The following is a 20,798-nucleotide window of genomic DNA, read 5'->3' as shown; positions in this document are numbered from 1 at the left end:
AAATGCGGCATGGAATTAATAAAAATTTGGTTTGAGCAACGGATACTGGAAAATTCCGTTGGGAATTTGTTGGTATTTGTCCTGATCATTCTACTGAGTTTGTGGCTAAAACGCATCCTGTCGATGCTGCTTAGCCGCTTTTTTTACCGGTTGGTAAAACCGGAAGCCGGGGCCATTCCCATCGGCGATTTCATTCGGTTGATGCGAAAACCGATCGAATTTTTCATTCTGCTGATCATGCTTTTTCTGGCCTTCGACCGGCTGGCCATTCCCGACCAGTGGGGGCTGGTTCCGCGCACGGAATTTGGCTACCGGCTCGTTGTCATCCGGCTTTACCAAACCACGCTGATGATCACGCTGGCCTGGATCGCCATCCGGTTTGTCAAATTCATCGGGCTGATTTTTCAGAAACGGGCCGAGCTGACCAAAACCAAACTCGATGACCAACTGGTGCCGTTTGTCCGCGACCTGATGATCATGTTGGTGGCAGCCATCGCTTTTTTTGCTACGCTGAGTATCGTTTTCGACGTTAACGTTATTGCCCTTGTCACCAGCCTCGGCATTGGCGGTCTGGCCATTGCGCTGGCCGCCCGCGAAACCCTCGAAAATTTATTTGCCTCCTTCGCCATTCTGCTCGATCGTCCTTTTATAACCGGCGACACCGTTACCGCCGGAACCGGCCCGAACCAGGTGACCGGAACGGTGGAAAAAATCGGATTCCGGAGCACCCGGCTCCGCACCGACGACGGCAGCCAGATTGCGGTTCCGAACCGGCTGATGATTTCGCAATCGCTCGACAACCTGACCCAACGCAGCCAGCGAAGAGCCAAATTTTTTCTTCACCTCGCCCTTGACACCTCCCCCGAAACGCTCCGGGCTATTGTGCATGACGTCAGACAATGGCTTGAGAATGAACCCCAAACCAGCCAGACTCCGCCCCTGATTCAGTTTGATTCCTTCGGTGAAAGTTCGCTGGATATTCTAATTCAGTATTACGTGGCAACCGGTGATTTCCGGGAATTCAGCCAGGTAAAGGAAATCGTGAACTATCAATTAGTAGAAATTGTTAACAGACATAAAGGACAGTTTGCATTTCCGACACGAATGGTGTATCTTCGAACCCAAGCTGAATCCCCGCTCGAAAATCAACAATAAATTCTGGCTGCTTTTGACTAATTTTTAAAACATTTGCGGGTTTTACTCGTTCTTGTTGACAAAGCGGAATTAAAATCATAACATTGTGGTCATATAGGTTCTGACCCGATTCACTGGTGTTCTGCCTTTATCCGTGTTATCCAAGGCTGCGAGCCAATTCCACCTGAACAAACTGTCCCCATTAAAGCGCACCACGCACCAGCGTAGTGGGATTGTTACTGAAACAGTTTCTGCATGTGATCGGTCAAGCAAGTAACTGACTTGTAAATAATCGTAAATTTAAAGCACTACTTTTCCTCATTTGGATTCATTCATCCACGGCTCGCCGTAGCGACATTATCTCACATTCATCAAGTAAAGCCCTCTTTGCTTACTCTGGCTTTTTATGTACAATAAGGAAGAACTCGATCTGAAACTATTATCAGAATTGAAATCGATTGCTGAATCCTTCAGCATTCGGGACATTAGTAAATTCAATAAAAAAGAATTGGTCTATAAAATTCTGGATCAACAATCTTTACTGCCTGACCCAATTCCGGCAGCCGCCGAAAATGGCACAATCGGAAAGGCGGAAGCCGTTTCAGCCGGAGCACCTGAAGCGCCCCGCCGTGGTCGCCGTCCACGCTCGGAAGCTACACCAGCTGCCAGCCCAGCTCCGGTTGCCGAATTGGCGCCGGTTCCTGCTCCCGAACCGGAACCCATTCAGTTGGAAATTCAAACACCTCCGCAGGAGAACCGGGTTGAAGAACCACGGGAGGAGGTTGTCCGCCCAAATCGCGACAATACGCAGCGGAACGGTCGGCCGAACGATTCAGCGAACGCCCGACCCCAAAACCGCCGTGGCCCGGAACAAACCGGTCCGATTCGCCCGGCCCGCACCGAACATTCCGATCAGAACGACCGGCGGGTGCGTCAGCGGATTCGCAAAGACGATGAAACCGTCAATCCGGGAGTACCGTCGGCTACTGCTACCGACAACCCGGCTGGAAACCGCAGCATTCACAATAAAAATCCGCGCCCGGATCAGTTCCGCAGCCGGAAAAACGAACTTGAACAACCCGCGTTGGATCTTTCAATTGAAACTGATGCCGACGATTTTTATACTGCTCCGGCGGAAACCGATACGGAACAAACGGCGCCCCCGGCTGATTCCAACCTGGTTGAAGCGCCCGTTCAGGTAGCCCAACCCGAACCGACAACTCCTCAGACTACAATTCAACCGGAACGCCAGCAGCGGGAAGTGGCCCGTCCGGACGAATACACAAACCGCATTCGCCGACAGTATAACCAGCACGTTCGGGAGTTTGACGGAATCATCGAAAACGAAGGGGTCCTGGAAATTATGTCCGATGGAGGTTACGGTTTTCTGCGCTCGGCGGATTACAATTACCTGGCCAGCCCCGACGACATATATGTGTCACCGTCACAAATTAAACTTTTTGGGCTGAAAACCGGTGACACTGTTCGCGGTCAGATCCGGCCACCCAAAGAAGGCGAGAAATATTTTGCGCTGCTTCGCGTTTCATCCGTCAACGGAAAAACGACTGAGGAAATCCGCGACCGGATTCCGTTCGAATACCTGACGCCCCTTTTCCCGGAAGAAAAACTGAACCTGAGCTATCGCCCGGATCAGTATTCGACCCGGATTGTGGACATGTTTGCGCCGATCGGAAAAGGTCAGCGGGGTATGATTGTTGCTCAGCCCAAAACCGGTAAAACCGTATTGCTGAAAGACATTGCCAATGCCATCACCAAAAACCACCCGGAAGTTTACCTCATCATTCTGCTTATCGACGAACGGCCGGAGGAAGTAACCGATATGGCCCGGAGTGTAAACGCGGAAGTTATTTCGTCCACGTTTGACGAACAGGCCGAGCGGCACGTGAAAGTGGCTTCCATGGTGCTGGAAAAAGCGAAGCGGATGGTTGAGTGCGGGCACGACGTGGTCATTCTACTCGATTCGATTACGCGTCTGGCGCGGGCTTATAACACGGTGGTGCCGTCATCCGGCAAAATTCTGTCGGGTGGGGTCGATGCAAACGCCCTTCATAAACCGAAGCGGTTTTTCGGAGCCGCCCGGAACGTCGAAAACGGCGGTTCATTAACCATCATTGCAACGGCTCTAATCGACACCGGTTCGAAGATGGACGAAGTTATCTTCGAAGAGTTTAAGGGTACCGGTAACATGGAACTCCAGCTCGACCGGAAACTGTCCAACAAACGCGTTTACCCGGCCGTCGACGTTCTGGCATCGGGCACCCGTCGCGAAGATCTGTTGCTCGACAAAGAAACGTTGCAACGCATCTGGATTCTGCGCAAACACATGGCTGATATGAACGCTATGGAATCGATGGATTTCCTGCTCGATCGCATGCGCGGAACGCGGAACAACGACGAATTCCTGGTTTCGATGAATCGCTAACCCAGCGGTTTTCCAAAAATACATTCAAGCCTCCTCGCAGTCTGCGGGGAGGATTTTTTATTGAATGCGGTTTTCGGCTCATCAACACGTTAACGTATTACGATGGGTTAATCAATACATTCATTTTTTTTCGTAGATGGGTGATAATGATTAAAGTAACAAAAAATAATTGAGGATCTGCATGACTTTCCGTCCCTCCTTCCGTCTCAAGGAAAGATTGAAAACTTCAAATCCCCCGTTATTTCATGTTCACCAATAAAACTCCCTGGGTTGTTCTACTGCTTCTTTGGATGGGTGGTTCAACCTATTGGCACGTCTGCCACATTAAACAACTTTGTGCGGACGACAACGCTCCTACCCCAACAGTTTCCGGCGGAGCCATAACCGCCCCGGCTTTCACCGTTCCCGGACTGGAATTTGCGGATGGCACCAGCGCAACATTTCATTCCGACGGCCATCTGGCGTTTGCTAAATCCGGCGCCGATGTTAATCCGGCCGGAGTTCGGGCACTGCTTGATTCCCTGTCGCTTTACCTGAAGGCAAATCCCGGCAAACGGTTGCAACTCACCGGTTTCTTCGATCCCAAGGAACAAAATTTATCAACGGAAGCAAACCTGGGACTTGCCCGCGCCAACAGCGTTCGCGCTTACCTGGCCACAATGGGATTACCAGACAGTCTGTTTACGACGCAAGGGGAAGAAAATACCGATCTGGCCTTCACGCCCGCTGGTGACTCCCTGTATGGAGGAATTCGGTTTGCCTTTTTGGACGAAGTGCTGGTTAAAGCACCGAAGGAAGAAGAACTGGCGAAAAGTCAGAAGTTTGCGTCCATTTTTGAACCGATGGACCTGTACTTTCATACTGGGAAAACCACTTATATCAAAACCGCCGAAACCGCCGAATTCCTGCAAAAGACAAAAGCATATCTCAAAGAAAACCCCGATCAGAAACTGGTCATTACCGGACATACGGACAATGTTGGCTCCGACGCGCTGAATCTCACCTTGTCTAAAAAACGCGCTGCTGCAGTGAAAATGCAATTTGTGAATGATGGCATTCCGGCCAGTCAGGTAGTTGTGGAAGGGAAAGGAGAATCCCGGCCGATTGCGTCCAATGAAACCGAAGAAGGTCGCCGGACCAACCGCCGGGCCGCCATTGTCGTCAAAAAATAATCTTTTCAGCCATCAAAACCGGATACCACTATGTTTGAAATGAATCCCCATCAATTGCCCGATGCCACACTGCAACACTGGATCATGTTGTTCGTTAGTGGCACCCTGGGCTTTCTCATTGGCTATATTGGCCGGAAGGCAATGATTCGCCAGCTCGAGAGTCAGGTCAATGCGGCCGAATTAAAAGTGGAGGACTGCGTAAAATTCAATCAGGCGCAGCAGGAAGACGTCGTTTTGCAACGAATTTCATCCCGGGCCAACGAACTCAATTTCACCCGCATTGGTCAGGCCACCCTGATTCAGGCCGACGATTTAAAGGAGATCAACGGAATTGGGCCGTTTTTTGAAAAAAAACTGCACAGTTTACGCATCTACACCTTCCGTCAACTGGCCAACTGCACCACCGAAGATGTAGAAAAAATCAGTGACATCATTGAATTTTTCCCCGATCGCATCGAACGTGAAGACTGGGTTGGTCAGGCCAAAAAGCTGTACCGCAAGAAATATGGAGTATAAACCCAATCATTGACTTAAAACCGCCACAACATCATGTTTAATTTAGATCCGTTTAACCGGGGCGTTGCCATTACTGAGATTTTAATTTTGCTGGCATTTGCGGCTCTGGTGGGTTACATTCTGGCCCGTTTGATCACCAATGGTCGCATTAAGGAGCTTCGGGCGGCTTTGGCCGAGCAGGAAGCGGCTCTCGATGAATGCCACCGCAAGCGGAAAGCATTCGCAGCCACGGTGACGCAACCGGTTCAGAAAAAAGTGGAGCATTTCAATTCCGCAGCGCGCCCCAGCGTGCAGGCCGCAACCGAACTGGAAGACGAAAGCGTGTTTCGCAAAATTGCCTCCCGCGCTTCGGAGTTGAACTTCACCCGCATTGGCTATTCGACGCTGAACGAAGCGGACGACCTGAAAGAAATTGTGGGCGTTGGGCCGTTTTTTGAACGCAAGTTGCACACGCTCGGCATTTTCAGCTTCCGGCAATTAGCCAACTTTACGACCGAAGACGTTGAGAAAGTGAGTGATATCATCGAATTCTTCCCCGACCGGATCGAACGCGAAGACTGGGTTGGTCAGGCCAAACAATTGTATAAAGAGAAGTACGGTCGGTCGGTTTAATATCCGTTAATTGGTATACGGTTTTCGATTTACGGTAGCTAACGCATCATTCATTCTCGCGCCAGCCACCGTAAACCGAAAACCGTGAACCGTTAATCCAATTTACAACGTCTCCACCGTCCGGCGAATGAAGGCCGTCAGGTCGGAGCCGGAAAGCATTCCCTGCGCAAGTTTGGCCAGATCCAGGCTTTGCTTCACCAATACTTTCTGTTCCTCGGGATCTGTTGCTTTCAGAATGCGATCCGCCAGCGGGTGGTTGGCATTCACGGCAATGTTGTAGCTGTCCGGCATCGCACCAAACATTCCCCGTTCACCGCTCAGCGCCGACATATCTTTCATCCGGCGGAAAAACTCCGGCAGAGTGATGATGACCGGAAGCTCGTCGGTTGGCATGGCTTCAACGGTAACCGTACCGATTTTGATGTCCTGAGATTCTTCAAACAACGTTTTCAATCTGGCGGAATCTTCTTCCGACAAAACGCTTTCGTTGTTCAATCCTTTGTCAATCAGTTTATCGAAAGTATCCGCATCGACGCGTTTCAGACTGGTTTTTTCGAGTTTGTATTCCAGTTGATTGATGAAATGACTATCAATTACCGTATCGAACAGCAACACTTCATAACCGCGTTTCCGGGCCGACTCAACAAAACCGTGCTGTTTTTGCAAATCATTTGTGTATAACCAGACGACCGACCCGCTTTTGTCGGTTTGATTATCCTTGACCGCTGCACTAAATTCTTCGAATGTGAAATACTTGCCATCAACGTTTTTCACCAGACAAAAATCCTTGGCTTTTTCGTAGAATTTCTCGTCGCTGATAATTCCGTATTTCACGAACAAACCGATATCATCGAATTTCTGCTCGAAACCGGCGCGGTCGTTGCGAAAGAGTTCGCTTAATTTGTCGGCCACCTTGCGGGTGATGTAGCCATTGATTTTCTTAACGTTACTGTCTGCCTGCAGAAAGCTCCGCGAAACGTTGAGCGGAATATCCGGCGAGTCGATCACACCGTGCAACATCATTAGAAAATCCGGCACAATGTCCTTGACTTCATCGGTAATAAACACCTGCCGACTGTATAGCTGAATTTTTTCGCGCCGGATCTGGAAATCATTTTTAACCCTTGGGAAGTAGAGAACCCCGGTCAGGTTGAACGGATAGTCGACGTTTAGGTGAATCCAGAACAAGGGCTCTTCCGACATCGGATAGAGTTCTTTGTAGAATTTCTGGTAGTCTTCATCCGTCAGCTCCGACGGCGATTTGGTCCAGATGGGCGTCGTATTATTGATGACATTTCCGTCAAATTCGATGGGTATCGGCAAAAACCGGCCGTATTTTTCCAGAATCGTTTGCAGGCGGTTTTTGTCCAGAAACTCCTCCGAATCCGCAGCCATGTGCAGGATAATATCCGTACCGTGTTCTGCGCGTTCGGCTTCCGTAATTTCAAATTCGGTTGAGCCGTCACAGATCCAGCGGGCGGCTTCGGCTCCTTCCCGGTACGACTTCGTGATGATTTCGACGTGGTCGGCAACCATAAAAGCCGAATAGAAGCCCAAGCCAAAATGACCGATAATGGCACCTTTTTCGTCCAGCTTGTCTTTGTATTTTTCCAGAAACTCCGACGCGCCCGAGAAAGCAATCTGATTGATGTACTTCTTGATTTCTTCCGCCGTCATCCCGATTCCGTTGTCGCTAACGGTAATGGTTTTAGCTTCTTCGTCGAGCGTAACGGTTACCTTTAAATCGCCCAACTCGCCGTTAAATTCGCCGAATCCGGCCAGTTTTTTCAGCTTTTGGGAGGCATCGACGGCATTTGAAACCAGTTCCCGTAAAAAAATCTCGTGATCGGAGTAGAGAAATTTTTTGATGATCGGAAAGATGTTTTCCGTATGAATCGAAATTTGACCTTTTTCCTGAATGGTCGAGCTCATGACAATAAATTGATAAAGTATGATTGACGCAATAAACTGATGTTCACAGGCTCCCAACAACTGTTCCAGAGCTGTCAAATGTGACAAGTTGGCAGACTTCCGGCCAATCTTTTACAAAACGGTTCAGAGGTGGTTTTGCACCATTCCTCCCGTTCTTTAAGCGACTCATTGGAGTATTTTTTTCGGACTACCGTCGATCCACCACTTTTGAGTCATGAATCAGTTCGCAGACGAAACGAATAACCAAAGCAGGCTGATTGCCTATTTCCAATGAAACAACTTATTCTTGCCATAGCCTTGCTGGTCAGCCTGTCGGACTGTACGCAGAAAACCACAAAAGTGTTCCACCAGAGCACCTCCAGAAGCATTACCAGCCTGGACTATAGCCTCAACTCCGTATTATGGCAACAACGTTCGGGCGAATACCGGGCCCTTTGTTATCAGGCTTTTGCGCTGGCAAAAATGCAACTACAAGAGATGATCCGGCAAAAACCGGTGTCGTCAAAACCGCTGGCCATCATTACCGACATTGACGAAAGCGTCCTCGACAACAGCCCGCAACAGGCGCATGATTTGTTGAACCACCAGCTTTATACGCCGGAAAGCTGGAAGGCATGGACGGCGCTGGCTCGTGCGAAAGCCTTACCCGGAGCGGTCGAATTCTTTCAATTTGCGAACCAGAACGGCGTTCAGATTTTTTACATCAGCAACCGGAATGCCGACGAACTGGAAGCGACTATCCAGAATCTGAAACAGACCGGTTTCCCACAGGCCGATGCGCAGCACGTCATTATGAAAGGTAGCTCATCGGATAAAGAACCGCGTCGGTTGGCGGTCGCTGAAAAGCACCAGGTTGCCATGCTAATTGGCGATAATCTCAACGATTTCGACAAGCGGTTTTACCAGCAGGATGCCACCCAACGGAGTGCGCTGGTAGACGCTCATCACCAGGACTTTGGAACCCGGTTTATCGTTTTGCCCAATGCCATTTACGGCGACTGGGAATCCGCCATTTGGAACGCCCGGCCGGTTTCGCCCAAAGTAGCCGACAAGCTCAAGCACGAGGCTTTGGAAAGCTATTAATTCTCTCCCATTCCACACCATATTTTTCCTGTCGCGTTTGCCAACTCCTTTTGTACCGGATCCTGTCGGGTATGAAAGGAGTTTGGTTCATGGAATTAGCTGGTTCAGGTCACTAATTTGCTCAGTGGTCAATATTTTCCGAACAAAGAAAAACACCCTTTGCTTTTTTTGTGTTCAATCTTAAACACCGTCCATACCAGCCCTGATACTTGTGAGCACGAAAACCTATACGGACATTACAACGGAAGAAATGGAATCGCTGGTGATGGAGCCGGAAACCGTCATTGTCGACGTGCGCGACGATTGGGAGTTTGAAGAATTCAACATTGGCGGCCTGAATATTCCACTCGCCGAAATCCGGGACAAACGCCATTATTTGCTCCCGTACGACACCGTCATTGTCGTTTGTACGAACGGCGTTCGGAGCCGCGTGGCCGTGAAAGATTTATGCCGCCATCCCGAAATGGAAGAAAAGCAGCTGTACCACCTCAAAGGCGGTATTTTAGGCGCAGAATATTAAGCAAATCAGATAGTTACAGAGCCTTCGTAAACCCGTACGGCGGGGCCGATCAAATAAAGGTCAGTAAAACCGCCATCCAGACTGACTTCGAAAGAGACGCGCAAATTTCCGCCAATCGTCTGAATGGAAACCGGACTGGTCATGCCGAGCTGCTGATGCGCCACCAGCGCCGATGCCGTCACCCCCGTTCCGCACGAATAGGTTTCATCCTCCACCCCACGTTCGTACGTCCTGACAAACAGTGCGTTATCACCGATAGGCTCGATAAAATTCGCGTTGGTGCCGCCGGGCGCAAACCGGTCGTCGTAACGAATGGGTCGGCCTTCAGCCACCACGTCCATTGACTCGACGTCTTCGACAATTTTTACAAAATGCGGTGAACCGGTGTTCAGGAAAGCGTAATCGGGGTGTTGATCGATTCCCGCAATTTCATTCATTTTCAGCGAAACTTCACTCCCATTTACCACGGCCGCGTGTTCGCCGTCGACGGCCAGAAAACGGGTTTCAGTTTCGAATAAACCCAGATCGTGCGCAAACCGGACAATGCACCGACCACCGTTTCCGCACATGCTGCCCTCGGCCCCGTCGGCGTTGAAGTAAATCATCTGAAAATCGTATTCCGGATGATTGCGGAGCAGAATCAGGCCATCGGCGCCAATACCGAACCGCCGGTGACATAGGTGGGCCACGCGTTCCTGCGAAACCGGAAACGTTTCGTTGCGGTCATCGATCAGTATAAAATCGTTACCGGTCCCCTGGTATTTGAAGAAATCGATCATTTCTTGAGTTAAGAGTTAAGAGTTAAGAGTTATGAGTTATGAACTATAAGTGGCTTATACGTCAGCAACTCATAATTCATAACTCATAACTCTTAACTCTTAACTCTTCATTCTTAACTGTTGTGAAACAAAAAAAGCCGCCTTTACAGACAGCTTCTTACTGATGGGCAGTACAGAACTATGCCTGTGGTGCTTTTGCCTTGCGTTCCTTAATCCGTGCGGCTTTGCCCTGACGACCACGCAGGTAGAACAGGCGTGCGCGCCGAACTTTACCCTGGCGAACGAGCTCAATTTTGTCGATGTTTGGTGAGAGAATCGGGAAAATCCGTTCTACACCCACACCGTTTGAAATTTTGCGTACCGTAAATGTTTCTCCGTTGGTGTTCGGATTCCGGCGTTGAATTACCGTACCCGTATAAACCTGAATCCGCTCTTTGTTTCCTTCGCGAATTTTAACGTGCACATTGACTGTGTCGCCTGATTGGAAGTTCGGAAAGTTCGTCCGACGGCTTGCGTTCTCAGTTTCGACCAGTTTAATTAAATCACTCATGACCGTAGATATCTTCGGGGGTATGAAATTTCTTATTAAGCCGCAAAGATAGCCACAATATTCCGTTATATAAATAGTTGGCCTGAAATAAATTGATTGACCGACGAACGGTTGGAAGGTTAACGGCTTTTTAGCTAATTCGCCGTTGAAGTTATAACGAGCCCTTTTAAAATCCAGATGAAAATTCTGAATGTTGAACAAACCCGTGCGCTTGATCAATACACTATCCAACACGAACCCGTTGCCCCTATCAACCTCATGGAGCGAGCCGCTCAGGCTTTCACCGACTGGTACGTGGCCCGTTTCGATAAAAACCGCCCCGTTCGGGTCTTTTGCGGGTTGGGGAATAATGGAGGTGATGGATTGGCCATCGCGCGGCTGTTGACGCAACTGGAATATTCAGTGCAGACGTTCGTGGTTCGGTATGCTCCCCGCGAGTCGGAGGATTTTATGCATAACCACCGGCGTCTGAAACTAATTTCGTCCATCAACTACATTGAAAGTGAGCGGGATATTCCAGTGATCCGAAACCGGGAAGTCGTTATCGACGCCATTCTGGGCCTGGGTTTATCCCGAACCACGGACGGAATTGTTCAGTCGGTGATTGACGCGATCAACCACAGTCCGGCGACGGTTGTTGCCGTGGATATCGCCAGCGGCCTTTTTGCCAATGCAGCCAACGGCCCCAATGCCACCATCATTCGTCCCGACTATACCGTTGCTTTTCATTTGCCCAAACTTGCTTTTCTGCAACCGACTCTGGGCGTTTACGTTGGCGAATGGCACCTGGTCGATATTGGTTTAAGCCGAACCTTTATCGAACGAACACCGACCACCTATTTTTACAGCTCCGAAAGCGAAGTCCGGCATTTGCTGCGCCCCCGCGACCGGTTTTCGCACAAAGGATCGTTTGGACATGCGTTATTGCTGGTGGGCAGTTACGGAAAAATTGGCGCTGGCGTACTGGCCTCCCGAGCCTGCCTGCGGTCGGGCGTCGGATTGCTGTCGGTTCAGGTGCCGCGTTGTGGGTACGAAATCCTGCAAACAACGGTTCCCGAAGCCATGTGCCAGCCCGATGGTCATTTGCATATTCTGACCGGACAAACCGAGCTCGAAGCTCCGGAATTGAGCAGTTATTCGGCCATCGGTGTCGGACCGGGCATCGGAACCGCCCCCGAAACGCTGTCGATGCTTCGCAAATTGCTTTCTGAGGCCAAAAAACCAATGGTCATCGACGCCGACGCCATAAATTTGATTGCCCAAAACCGGGAGTTGATCGATAAAATACCCAAAAACAGCATTTTAACGCCCCATCCGAAAGAGTTCGAACGCCTGACCCGGCGGTGGACCAGCGATTACGACAAGCTGGGGATTCTGCGGGATTTTGCGCAGCGGAACCGGTTTGTGGTTGTCCTGAAAGGAGCGCATACAGCCATTGCCACGCCCGACGGAACGACGCATTTCAATTCGACCGGAAATCCGGGAATGAGCACCGGCGGCACCGGCGACGTGCTGACGGGCATTCTGACGGCTTTGATTGCCCAGGGCTATGATCCCGTGGAAGCCGCGGTTTTGGGGGTTTTTGAACACGGTCGGGCGGGTGATCGGGCGGCCGAAAATCGCGGTCAAATTGGTTTGACTGCATCTGACATCATCGAAGCACTTCGCTGGGATTAATTACCAGACTTTTACCTTCAGTTATTCCGGTGAATTTGCCATATGCGGTCTGTAAGTGGCAAAAAGTACGTATGCCGAAATAAATATTTTTTTCTCAATCCATTTCCCTTGCAACCCTCGTAAATATAACCGGGTCTGATCTGTGTAAGACATCCCCAACCAGTGTAGAAACAATTCCACAGTTGCTCCTATCTTACAATTTTTACGAAATAGTTAGAAATTGCTTTTTACCAATTTCTTTACAGCTAAGCGACTGTAAATCAGAAGCAATTAGATATTAATTCCGGAGGAGTGAAAAAATGGTTTCACTTGGAATAGTATTTGAAACCGTTTTAGGTAAATCAGGAGGAAGTAGTGTGTAAAAACTACCTGTTCTTTAAATCACGTAGTTGTACGCATTTTAAAACCAATCCGATTGCTGAATTTTGTACCACTATATCCAACAATACTATATCAACACCATAACTGAAAGTTACCATGAAAAATGTTGTTCATAAAGAATGGAGAGTCAACCGCCCGAGCCGCCGGTTCCGATTTGAAGTCGATCAGATTTCCTTACTCGGCGTGTTAACGGTAATGATTTTCGCCTACATTCTTTTCCACTTCATTTATCCGATCATTTCGAAAGGATTGTTCTGGTAACACCCACACCGCGAAAAATAAAATTAAACAGATTTCACACAGTGAGACCGCGTTAAACCGGCTATACTGTATGAAATCTGTTTTTTTATTTCATCAGCTGATACACCAGAAACGCGGACACATAGGCGAGAACGCTCATGTAAGCCAGTTGAATCATCGGCCATTTCCATCCTTTCGTTTCGCGGTAAACCGTCGCGATCGTACTCATACACATCATCGCAAATACATAAAATACCAGCAATGAAAAAGCAACGGCTGGCGTATACATCGGTCCGCCCGTTTCAGGATTCACTTCGGCGGCCAGTTTTTGCTTGATTGTCGTATTGTTGTCCTCGTCAACACCACCAATGCTGTAGATGGTCGCAATCGTTCCAACGAACACTTCACGCGCGGCAAAGGAACTGATAAGCGCGATCCCGATTTTCCAGTCGTATCCCAGCGGTTTGATAACTGGTTCCAGTACCTTTCCGAACAAACCGGCGTACGATGATTCCAGCCGTTCGGAGGCAACCCGGTTTTCAATTTCTTCGGTCGACCGATTGGCGTATTCCTGCCGTATCCGGTTTTCGGCCTGCTCTAGTGCGTCGCCGGGGCCGTAGGAGGCCAACACCCACAGGACAATCGAAATAGCAACAATGACTCGACCGGCCTGCCAGACAAACGACGCCACGCTGTCCCAAACTGTAATCCCGACGTGGTTCCAGCGCGGCCATTTATAGGTCGGCAATTCCATCACAAACAGGCTTCTTTCGCGAGCTTTAATGATGACTTTGAAGAGATAAGCGCCCAGCAAGGCCGCCGTGAGGCCGAGCAGATACAAACCCATCATGACGATTCCCTGCAAATTCAGAAATCCCAGCACGGTTTTTTCCGGCACGACCAACGCGATTAAAATCGTATAAATCGGCAAACGGGCGGAGCAACTCATCAGGGGCGTTACTAGAATCGTAATGAGTCGCTCGCGCCAAGAACCGATGCTCCGCGTGGCCATAATGGCCGGAACAGCGCAGGCAACCCCCGAAATCAGCGGCACCACACTTCGCCCATTCAGGCCGAATTGACGCATGATACGGTCCATCAAAACCATGACCCGCGACATGTAACCGGATTCTTCGAGCAAGGAAACGAGCAGAAATAAAAAAGCGATCTGGGGAATAAAAACAATGACACCGCCCACGCCGGCAATGATACCGTCGGTCAGCAGATCCGTCAGTGGGCCTCTGGGCAGGCTCTCGTGCAAGGTGCCATTCAGCCAGGCCACTCCGGCGTCGATGCCGTCGACAAACGGTTGCGCCCACGCAAAAATCGCCTGAAAAATCAGCAGCAAAATCAGTGCAAAAATGGCGTAACCCCAGACGGGATGCAGCAAAAACCGGTCGATCCGCTGGCTCCAGGTCGACTGACCAAGCGGCCGCTTGTCAGTAACCACATTTTTCACTACTTCACCAATACGTTTGTAACGCTCAATGGTTTCTTTTGCTTGAAAATCAAGTTCATTGAAATGGTATTTTTCAATGAACCCGTCCAGTTTAACCCGCTGCGGAATGGCCAGAAACGAAAACCCGTCGTGCTGAATGAGGTATTGAATCGCAATATAATTATTGGTCAGCTGGTACTGCTGACGAACGTCGGCCAGGAGACCAGTCATATCCTGTTCCGGCGAATTCAAGGTCTGTTCGGGATCAAAAAATAACGTTGGCGCCGTAACCGACCGGCCGATCTGCTTTTCGATGGCCTGCTTTAAAAGCTCCAGCCCCTCTCCCAGCCGCGCATTGATCTTGACAACCGGCACGCCCAATTGCATCGACAACCGGACGGCATTGATTTCGAGTTGCTGTTGCCGGGCAATGTCCAGCATGTTCAGCGCCATGATAACCGGTACGCCCAGGTCATGGACCTGACTAAATAACAACAGATTACGGTTCAGGTTAGACCCATCGACCACCACCACCGCCACATCCGGATAATCAGGATGTTGCGGATTGGCCAGGATATCCGTCACAACCTGTTCGTCGAGTGATTTGGGATAAATGCTGTAAACACCGGGCAAATCGACCACCTGGATTTCGGTGGATTCGTTCAGAAAAGCCGTTCCCGATTTTTTATCGACAGTTACACCCGGGAAATTGCCGACTTTCTGACGAAGGCCGGTTAGTTCATTAAACAAGGATGATTTTCCGGAATTCGGATTGCCAACCAGGGCAATAACAGGTTTTGATTTCAATGACAAAGTAGTATAAAATAGTCCGAAAACGCCCGGCGCTTCCCGACTTTGATAGGATCTTATTCAACCAAAATGGTAGCGGCTTCGGCCTTCCGCATCGACAGACAGTAACCGGAAACATTCAGGCAGATAGGGTCGCCCAGGGGGGCTTTACAGTGCAGCGAAACCTCTGTGCCGGGTAAACAGCCCATTTCGAGCAATTTCAGCGACATCCATTGGTCGCTGAACGATTGAATCACGGCTTTTTCGCCGAGCTTCAAATCCGCAACGCTTCGAACATCCGCCTTCCGATTCGTCATGATGGTTTATTTAGAATTATTACAAACTAACGCAAGTTAACGCTTATCCTATCTCATTTACAAGAATTGGGACAAAAATTCCCGATTTCTGAGTCGAAAAAAGTAAACGAAAAAATTAGTTGAAATTACTCGGGTAAGCGCGATTCAGAGTTTAATGCCAAATCAACCGTCAATAATCGAAAAAACCGGAATTTTTATCAAGCTGAACTGGGGTTTGTGTTGTAATTTTGTAAAACCGGGCACAATGACCAGAACCGAATAAATTTTTCCCGGAAACTTAACGGACAATCGTCCCCGACCGGAACGAAATGGAACAGATCAGGGTGCTAATCGGTAAAGAGTTTCGATTGGAATGGCGGCAACGCTACGCCCTGAACGGTATGCTGCTTTACATTGTCAGTACGGTTTTTGTCTGTTTTCTGAGTTTCAGTTTACGCCGAAACCAGCTCACGCCGATGGTCTGGAACGCGTTATTCTGGATCATTCTGCTGTTTACCGCAATCAATGCGATTGCCAAAAGTTTCGTTCAGGAACGCTCCGGGCGGCTTTTATACTATTACACGCTGATCAGCCCGCAGAAAATCATCCTGTCCAAAATCCTGTACAATACGCTGCTGATGCTCGTGCTGGCCAGCCTCGGATTTGGTATTTACACCCTGGTGATGGGCGTTCCCGGCCAAGAGATGGATATGCCGCTGTTTGTCGTTAATCTGTTATTGGGCGCAATCGGTTTTGCGGCTTCGCTCACGCTGGTGGCCGGAATTGCTTCCAAAGCCGAAAATAGCGCGACGCTGATGGCGGTTTTGAGTTTCCCGGTAGTGATTCCGTTGCTACTTATGCTGATTCGTGTATCAAAAAATGCACTTGATGGCCTGGACCGTAGCGTAAGTCTGGACGAAATCGGTACTTTACTGGCCATCGACGCCATCGTCCTGGTGCTGTCGATTCTGTTGTTTCCCTATCTGTGGAGAAGTTAAAATGACTATGAAAAAAAATTGGTGGAAAGCCCTCGCCGTCGTCATCATGACCTACGTCATCTGGGTTGGATTAGTAGGAACCGTTCCCCGTCAGCCAATCCTGAACGAGAGCATTCGTAACGTTTATTTTCACGTACCGCTCTGGTTTTCAATGCTGATTCTGATGCTCACTTCCATGATCTATTCCATTCGCTACCTGCGGAACGGACGCCTGGACGATGATCATATTTCGGTGGAATTTGCCAACACCGCCATCCTGTACGGGATTCTGGGCTGCGCGACCGGTTCGCTCTGGGCCAGCATTACCTGGGGAGATCCCTGGCCAAACGACCCCAAACTGAATAGCGTCGCCGTCGGAATGCTCATGTATTTCGCCTACCTGATTCTGAGAAACTCGTTCGACGATGAACTTCGCCGGGCCCGGATTTCGGCGATTTATAACATTTTTGCCTTTGCGGTTTTTGTGCCGCTCATTTTCATTCTGCCGCGTCTCACGGATTCGCTGCATCCGGGCAATGGTGGCAACCCGGCTTTCGGTAAATACGACATGGACAATGGCATGCGCATGGTCTTGTACCCGGCGGTTATTGGAATGACGTTACTGGGCGTATGGATGACCCAATTGCGGGTGCGGTTACGACGGTTGCGGGACCGGCTGGATAACGTCAACAACCCCCTGCCCAAAGCCCACTCCACTGCGGAATGATTACCTGCTTAAACTTGTTACCACTTTACACTACTCACTACTATGATACATAAATTGCTCGCCCTTTGTTTTCTGTTGTTGCTGTCCTTCAGCACACAGGCTCAGGATGTTGAGATGGCCGACCGGCTGCGTGCCGACGGCAAAATCTGGGTTGTCGTTGCCGTCATTCTTGTTACGTTTGCGGGGGTAGTGCTCTACCTCATCCGGCTGGATTCGAAAATCAGTAAACTGGAAAAGGAGATTAAATAGACATGAGAGCTTAGACAAGAGAAGTGAGATCGTACCGGTTTTTGGTCTTTCGTCTCATGTCTAACATCTTTCCTCTGAATCATGAAAAAAACACATATTCTCGGTATTATCGTCATTGCGCTGGCTATCGGTATCATCATTTCGACCGCCGGTGATGCCAGTTCGTACGTTACGTTCACCCAGGCCGCCGAAATGGCAAAAAGCGGTGAATCCGACGGCGTTCATGTGGTTGGTAAACTGACCAAAGACGCGCAGGGCAAGATCACCAACATGGTTTATCAGCCCCAGATCGACCCCAATCGTTTTGAATTTACGCTGGTCGATAACGAAAACCGCACCCAAAAAGTGGTGTACAATTCGCCAAAACCGCAGGATTTCGACCGCTCAGAACAGGTCGTTGTCATTGGCAGCATGCAGGGCGACCACTTCCGCGCAGACAAGATTCTGTTGAAATGCCCTTCGAAATACCAGGAAAACAAACTGGAAACGAAAGAATACGAAGCGAAAACCGCCAAATTATAAATTGAATGGCTAGATGGTTAAAAATGGTTGAATGGTTAAAAAAGGTTAGTTATAAAACACACTAAACCCTTTTTAACCATTCAACCATTTTTGACCATTTAAGCCACTCGACCATTCAATCATGATTCATACGACTGCCGGTGAAATCGGCCATCTTTTTGTCATTATTTCATTTGTAACCGCTTTGATGTCTACGGTTGCCTACCTCCGGATTTCGCTGGCGGGCAATGAGCTGTTGCAAAACAAACGGGAGATTACGCAATGGCGCTGGTTGGCACGCGGGTCTTTTTACCTCCACGGCGTGGCAATTTTTGGCATTGTGGCCAGCCTGTTTTACATCATTTCGAATCATTATTTCGAATACCACTACGCCTGGAATTACTCCTCCCGGGCGTTACCGGCGGAATACATCATCTCCAGTTTCTGGCACGGCCAGGAAGGCAGTTTTCTACTCTGGCTGTTCTGGAACGTGATTTTAGGCATCGTTTTGATCCAGACCAACCGTGACGACCGCGCCAAAAGCACCAGCTCGCGGCAGTGGGAAGCCCCAATGATGACGGTTTTTGCCCTCGTTCAGGCGTTTCTGGCATCGATGATCTTAGGCGTCGTTTTTGGCGGCACATTCAAAATAGGTAGCTCACCTTTTATGTTGCTGCGGGATGTTTTAACTGATACGCCGATTTTTATCAGCAACCCCAACTACGTTCCGGAAGATGGCAAAGGCATGAATCCGCTTTTGCAGAACTATTGGATGGTCATTCACCCCCCGACGCTCTTTCTGGGATACGCCACGACCCTGATTCCGTTTGCTTTCTGTATTGCCGGTTTGTGGAAAAATGAACCCAAGGAATGGATGCGGCCCGCACTTCCCTGGGCGTTGTTCTCGGCGATGGTGCTGGGCGTCGGCATTCTGATGGGCGGTTATTGGGCCTACGAAACCCTCAATTTCGGCGGATACTGGAACTGGGACCCGGTCGAAAATTCGGTGCTCGTTCCCTGGATGGTATTGATTGCCGGAATTCACGCGATGCTGATTGCCAAAAAGAGTTCGACCGGTTTAAAAACCGCCATCATTCTTTCGGTAGCAACGTTCCTGCTCATTCTGTATTCGACATTTTTGACGCGTAGCGGTATTCTGGGCAATGCCTCGGTCCACTCCTTCACGGATTTGGGTCTTTCGGGGCAGCTCCTGATTTATATGATGGCTTTCGTGGTAATGGCTGCGGTTTTGATCAGCGTCAAATGGAAACTGATCGAAAAAGATGAAGAAGAAACCTCCGTTTATTCCCGCGAATTCTGGCTTTTCATCGGCGCTGTTATCCTGTGTCTGGCCGGTTTTCAGGTATTGAATACGACTTCATTTCCGGTTTACAATAAAATTGGCGAGTCGCTCGGTTTTAGCCCCAACATTGCTATGCCTGCCGATCAGGTCGCGCACTACAACAAATTCCAGGTCTGGTTTTTCTCCGCTATCGCCCTGTTAACTGGCATTGGCCAGTACATCTGGTGGCGGAAAATTGGCAAAGGCAATCTTAACGCTATTATTACCTCCGGCATCATCACCATGTTCATTAGCGGTGGCTTGATCGCGTTTGGCGACATTACGAAACCGGCGTTTATGGTTTTGCTGACGGCATCGGTTTTTGCCATTGTGGCGAATTCGGCGATTCTGTGGGGAATTATTCGCGGAAACTACCGGCTTTCGGGTGGCGCGGTTGCTCACATCGGCGTAGCTTTAATGCTCATCGGCATTCTGTTTTCGGCGGGTTATTCCAAAATCGTTTCCCTCAACAATACCGGAATGTTGATTTCGAAAGGGGAAGATTTTACTAAAAACGACAACAAGGAGAACAAGGAAAACGTCATTTTGTGGCTGAATCAGCCGCAGAAAATGAGCGGTTATTTGCTGACGTACCGCGGTCAACGCATTGAAATCCGCGACGTACCGGAATACGTTCCCCGTGACTGGGTCGAGCCAATTGAAGGCGCCGGTCCGGAACTTAGTTTTCACGGCATTGCGTTACGGGATATTGAACAAAACGGCAAGCTCTATCATAAAAAAGGCGATACCGTTGCGCTTCACCCCGAAAACACCTATTACGAAGTAGAATACCGGGAACCGGGCGGCAAGGTGTTCACCCTCTTCCCGCGCGGACAGATCAATCAGCAAATGGGCTCGGGCGGTTTTCTACCTTCGCCGGACATTCGCCGGATGCCGGGCAAAGATCTGTATACCTACGTCGCGACCGTTCCTGACCCATCGAGTGAAGGCACCTGGAGTCCAACCGAAACGTACCGGATTGCGCCAAAGGACACGTTTTTCGTAAACGATTACGTCGCAATTTTCGACAACGTCGTCCAGACCCGCGAAGTGGACGGAACCCCACTCGGACCGAACGATGCCGCCGTCAAAGCCGTCATTCGGGTCCTGGACAAGGAGCGGGAATACACCCTCCAGCCGGCTTTCATTATCAAAGACCGCATGGTCGGTCGGCAGGCCGAGACCAATGAAGAGCTCGGTTTGCGGATTCAGCTGAACGAAATCGATCCGCGCACCGGTTTGTTTACCTTCACGGCCAATACCACGCAACGCGATTACATCGTGATGAAAGCCAAGGAAATGCCGTTGATCAACTTCCTCTGGATCGGAACCTTCGTGCTGGTGATCGGATTCTCGATGGCGGCCATTCGTCGCTACCGCGAGTTCACCAAAATGCGGGACGCGAAAAAACCGTCATTAGTAACCAGTTCGCGGTAAGGT

Annotated in this window: 19 protein-coding genes; 14 read left to right on the top strand and 5 right to left on the bottom strand. The window is 49.6% G+C overall.

Features of this window, described 5'->3' with window-relative positions:
- The first annotated feature begins 9 nt into the window (after positions 1-9).
- The 5 genes from GJJ30_RS12220 to GJJ30_RS12200 all read left to right on the top strand — a co-directional run bounded on the left by GJJ30_RS12220 (position 10) and on the right by GJJ30_RS12200 (position 5,877).
- Entirely contained in the window at positions 10-1,155 is a 1,146-nt protein-coding gene (locus GJJ30_RS12220) for a mechanosensitive ion channel family protein (protein ID WP_154175434.1), read from the top strand.
- 385 nt (positions 1,156-1,540) lie between these two features.
- Positions 1,541-3,577 carry a transcription termination factor Rho gene (gene rho, locus GJJ30_RS12215; RefSeq protein WP_154175433.1) on the top strand — a complete coding sequence of 679 codons (2,037 nt, stop codon included), beginning with the start codon at positions 1,541-1,543 and terminating at the stop codon, positions 3,575-3,577.
- Positions 3,578-3,822: 245 nt separating this feature from the next.
- Positions 3,823-4,749, top strand: coding sequence for an OmpA family protein (locus GJJ30_RS12210; RefSeq protein ID WP_154175432.1), 927 nt, complete (start codon positions 3,823-3,825; stop codon positions 4,747-4,749).
- A gap of 30 nt (positions 4,750-4,779) precedes the next feature.
- Complete coding sequence (locus GJJ30_RS12205) at positions 4,780-5,265, top strand: helix-hairpin-helix domain-containing protein (RefSeq protein WP_154175431.1); 486 nt, start codon at positions 4,780-4,782, stop codon at positions 5,263-5,265.
- A 33-nt stretch (positions 5,266-5,298) separates the two neighbouring features.
- A complete protein-coding gene (locus GJJ30_RS12200) occupies positions 5,299-5,877 on the top strand; it encodes a helix-hairpin-helix domain-containing protein (RefSeq protein ID WP_154175430.1) in 579 nt (192 codons plus the stop codon).
- 102 nt (positions 5,878-5,979) lie between these two features.
- Here the strand turns inward: GJJ30_RS12200 and htpG are convergent, their stop codons facing one another.
- Positions 5,980-7,809 carry a molecular chaperone HtpG gene (gene htpG, locus GJJ30_RS12195; RefSeq protein WP_154175429.1) on the bottom strand — a complete coding sequence of 610 codons (1,830 nt, stop codon included), beginning with the start codon at positions 7,807-7,809 and terminating at the stop codon, positions 5,980-5,982.
- Positions 7,810-8,079: 270 nt separating this feature from the next.
- Here htpG and GJJ30_RS12190 point away from each other — a divergent pair, with 270 nt between their 5' ends.
- The gene (locus GJJ30_RS12190) at positions 8,080-8,892 is read left to right on the top strand and encodes a 5'-nucleotidase, lipoprotein e(P4) family (RefSeq protein ID WP_154175428.1); all 813 of its coding nucleotides are present in this window, start codon (positions 8,080-8,082) and stop codon (positions 8,890-8,892) included.
- A 211-nt stretch (positions 8,893-9,103) separates the two neighbouring features.
- Positions 9,104-9,412: a rhodanese-like domain-containing protein gene (locus GJJ30_RS12185; RefSeq protein WP_310588232.1), complete on the top strand. Its 309-nt coding sequence runs from the start codon at positions 9,104-9,106 to the stop codon at positions 9,410-9,412.
- A 5-nt stretch (positions 9,413-9,417) separates the two neighbouring features.
- Here the strand turns inward: GJJ30_RS12185 and dapF are convergent, their stop codons facing one another.
- Together dapF and rplS are read right to left on the bottom strand one after the other, a co-directional pair.
- Positions 9,418-10,188: a diaminopimelate epimerase gene (gene dapF, locus GJJ30_RS12180; protein WP_310588237.1), complete on the bottom strand. Its 771-nt coding sequence runs from the start codon at positions 10,186-10,188 to the stop codon at positions 9,418-9,420.
- Between the two features lie 181 nt (positions 10,189-10,369).
- Positions 10,370-10,741, bottom strand: coding sequence for a 50S ribosomal protein L19 (rplS, locus tag GJJ30_RS12175; RefSeq protein ID WP_154175426.1), 372 nt, complete (start codon positions 10,739-10,741; stop codon positions 10,370-10,372).
- Between the two features lie 177 nt (positions 10,742-10,918).
- On the opposite strand from rplS, the gene GJJ30_RS12170 reads away from it, so the two are divergent.
- Both GJJ30_RS12170 and GJJ30_RS32040 read left to right on the top strand, forming a co-directional pair.
- Complete coding sequence (locus GJJ30_RS12170; RefSeq protein WP_154175425.1) at positions 10,919-12,418, top strand: NAD(P)H-hydrate dehydratase; 1,500 nt, start codon at positions 10,919-10,921, stop codon at positions 12,416-12,418.
- A 477-nt stretch (positions 12,419-12,895) separates the two neighbouring features.
- Complete coding sequence (locus tag GJJ30_RS32040) at positions 12,896-13,060, top strand: hypothetical protein (RefSeq protein ID WP_170299175.1); 165 nt, start codon at positions 12,896-12,898, stop codon at positions 13,058-13,060.
- 85 nt (positions 13,061-13,145) lie between these two features.
- On the opposite strand, the gene feoB is transcribed toward GJJ30_RS32040, so the two are convergent.
- Together feoB and GJJ30_RS12160 are read right to left on the bottom strand one after the other, a co-directional pair.
- Positions 13,146-15,284: a ferrous iron transport protein B gene (feoB, locus tag GJJ30_RS12165; RefSeq protein ID WP_154175424.1), complete on the bottom strand. Its 2,139-nt coding sequence runs from the start codon at positions 15,282-15,284 to the stop codon at positions 13,146-13,148.
- A 59-nt stretch (positions 15,285-15,343) separates the two neighbouring features.
- On the bottom strand, positions 15,344-15,583 hold the full coding sequence (locus tag GJJ30_RS12160; protein ID WP_154175423.1) for a FeoA family protein: 240 nt from the start codon (positions 15,581-15,583) through the stop codon (positions 15,344-15,346).
- A gap of 308 nt (positions 15,584-15,891) precedes the next feature.
- Here GJJ30_RS12160 and GJJ30_RS12155 point away from each other — a divergent pair, with 308 nt between their 5' ends.
- The 5 genes from GJJ30_RS12155 to ccsA (GJJ30_RS12135) all read left to right on the top strand — a co-directional run bounded on the left by GJJ30_RS12155 (position 15,892) and on the right by ccsA (GJJ30_RS12135) (position 20,795).
- Positions 15,892-16,560, top strand: a complete 669-nt coding sequence (locus GJJ30_RS12155) for a heme exporter protein CcmB (RefSeq protein ID WP_154175422.1) — start codon at positions 15,892-15,894, stop codon at positions 16,558-16,560.
- Positions 16,561-16,567: 7 nt separating this feature from the next.
- Complete coding sequence (gene ccsA, locus GJJ30_RS12150) at positions 16,568-17,266, top strand: cytochrome c biogenesis protein (protein WP_154175421.1); 699 nt, start codon at positions 16,568-16,570, stop codon at positions 17,264-17,266.
- Positions 17,267-17,308: 42 nt separating this feature from the next.
- Entirely contained in the window at positions 17,309-17,515 is a 207-nt protein-coding gene (locus GJJ30_RS12145; RefSeq protein ID WP_154175420.1) for a CcmD family protein, read from the top strand.
- An 81-nt stretch (positions 17,516-17,596) separates the two neighbouring features.
- A complete protein-coding gene (locus tag GJJ30_RS12140) occupies positions 17,597-18,037 on the top strand; it encodes a cytochrome c maturation protein CcmE domain-containing protein (protein WP_154175419.1) in 441 nt (146 codons plus the stop codon).
- A 121-nt stretch (positions 18,038-18,158) separates the two neighbouring features.
- A complete protein-coding gene (ccsA, locus tag GJJ30_RS12135) occupies positions 18,159-20,795 on the top strand; it encodes a cytochrome c biogenesis protein CcsA (RefSeq protein ID WP_154175418.1) in 2,637 nt (878 codons plus the stop codon).
- Positions 20,796-20,798: the final 3 nt, after the last annotated feature.

Source organism: Larkinella terrae, assembly GCF_009668025.1.
Taxonomy (GTDB): domain Bacteria; phylum Bacteroidota; class Bacteroidia; order Cytophagales; family Spirosomataceae; genus Larkinella; species Larkinella terrae.
This window is presented reverse-complemented; position numbering and strand designations above follow the sequence as displayed.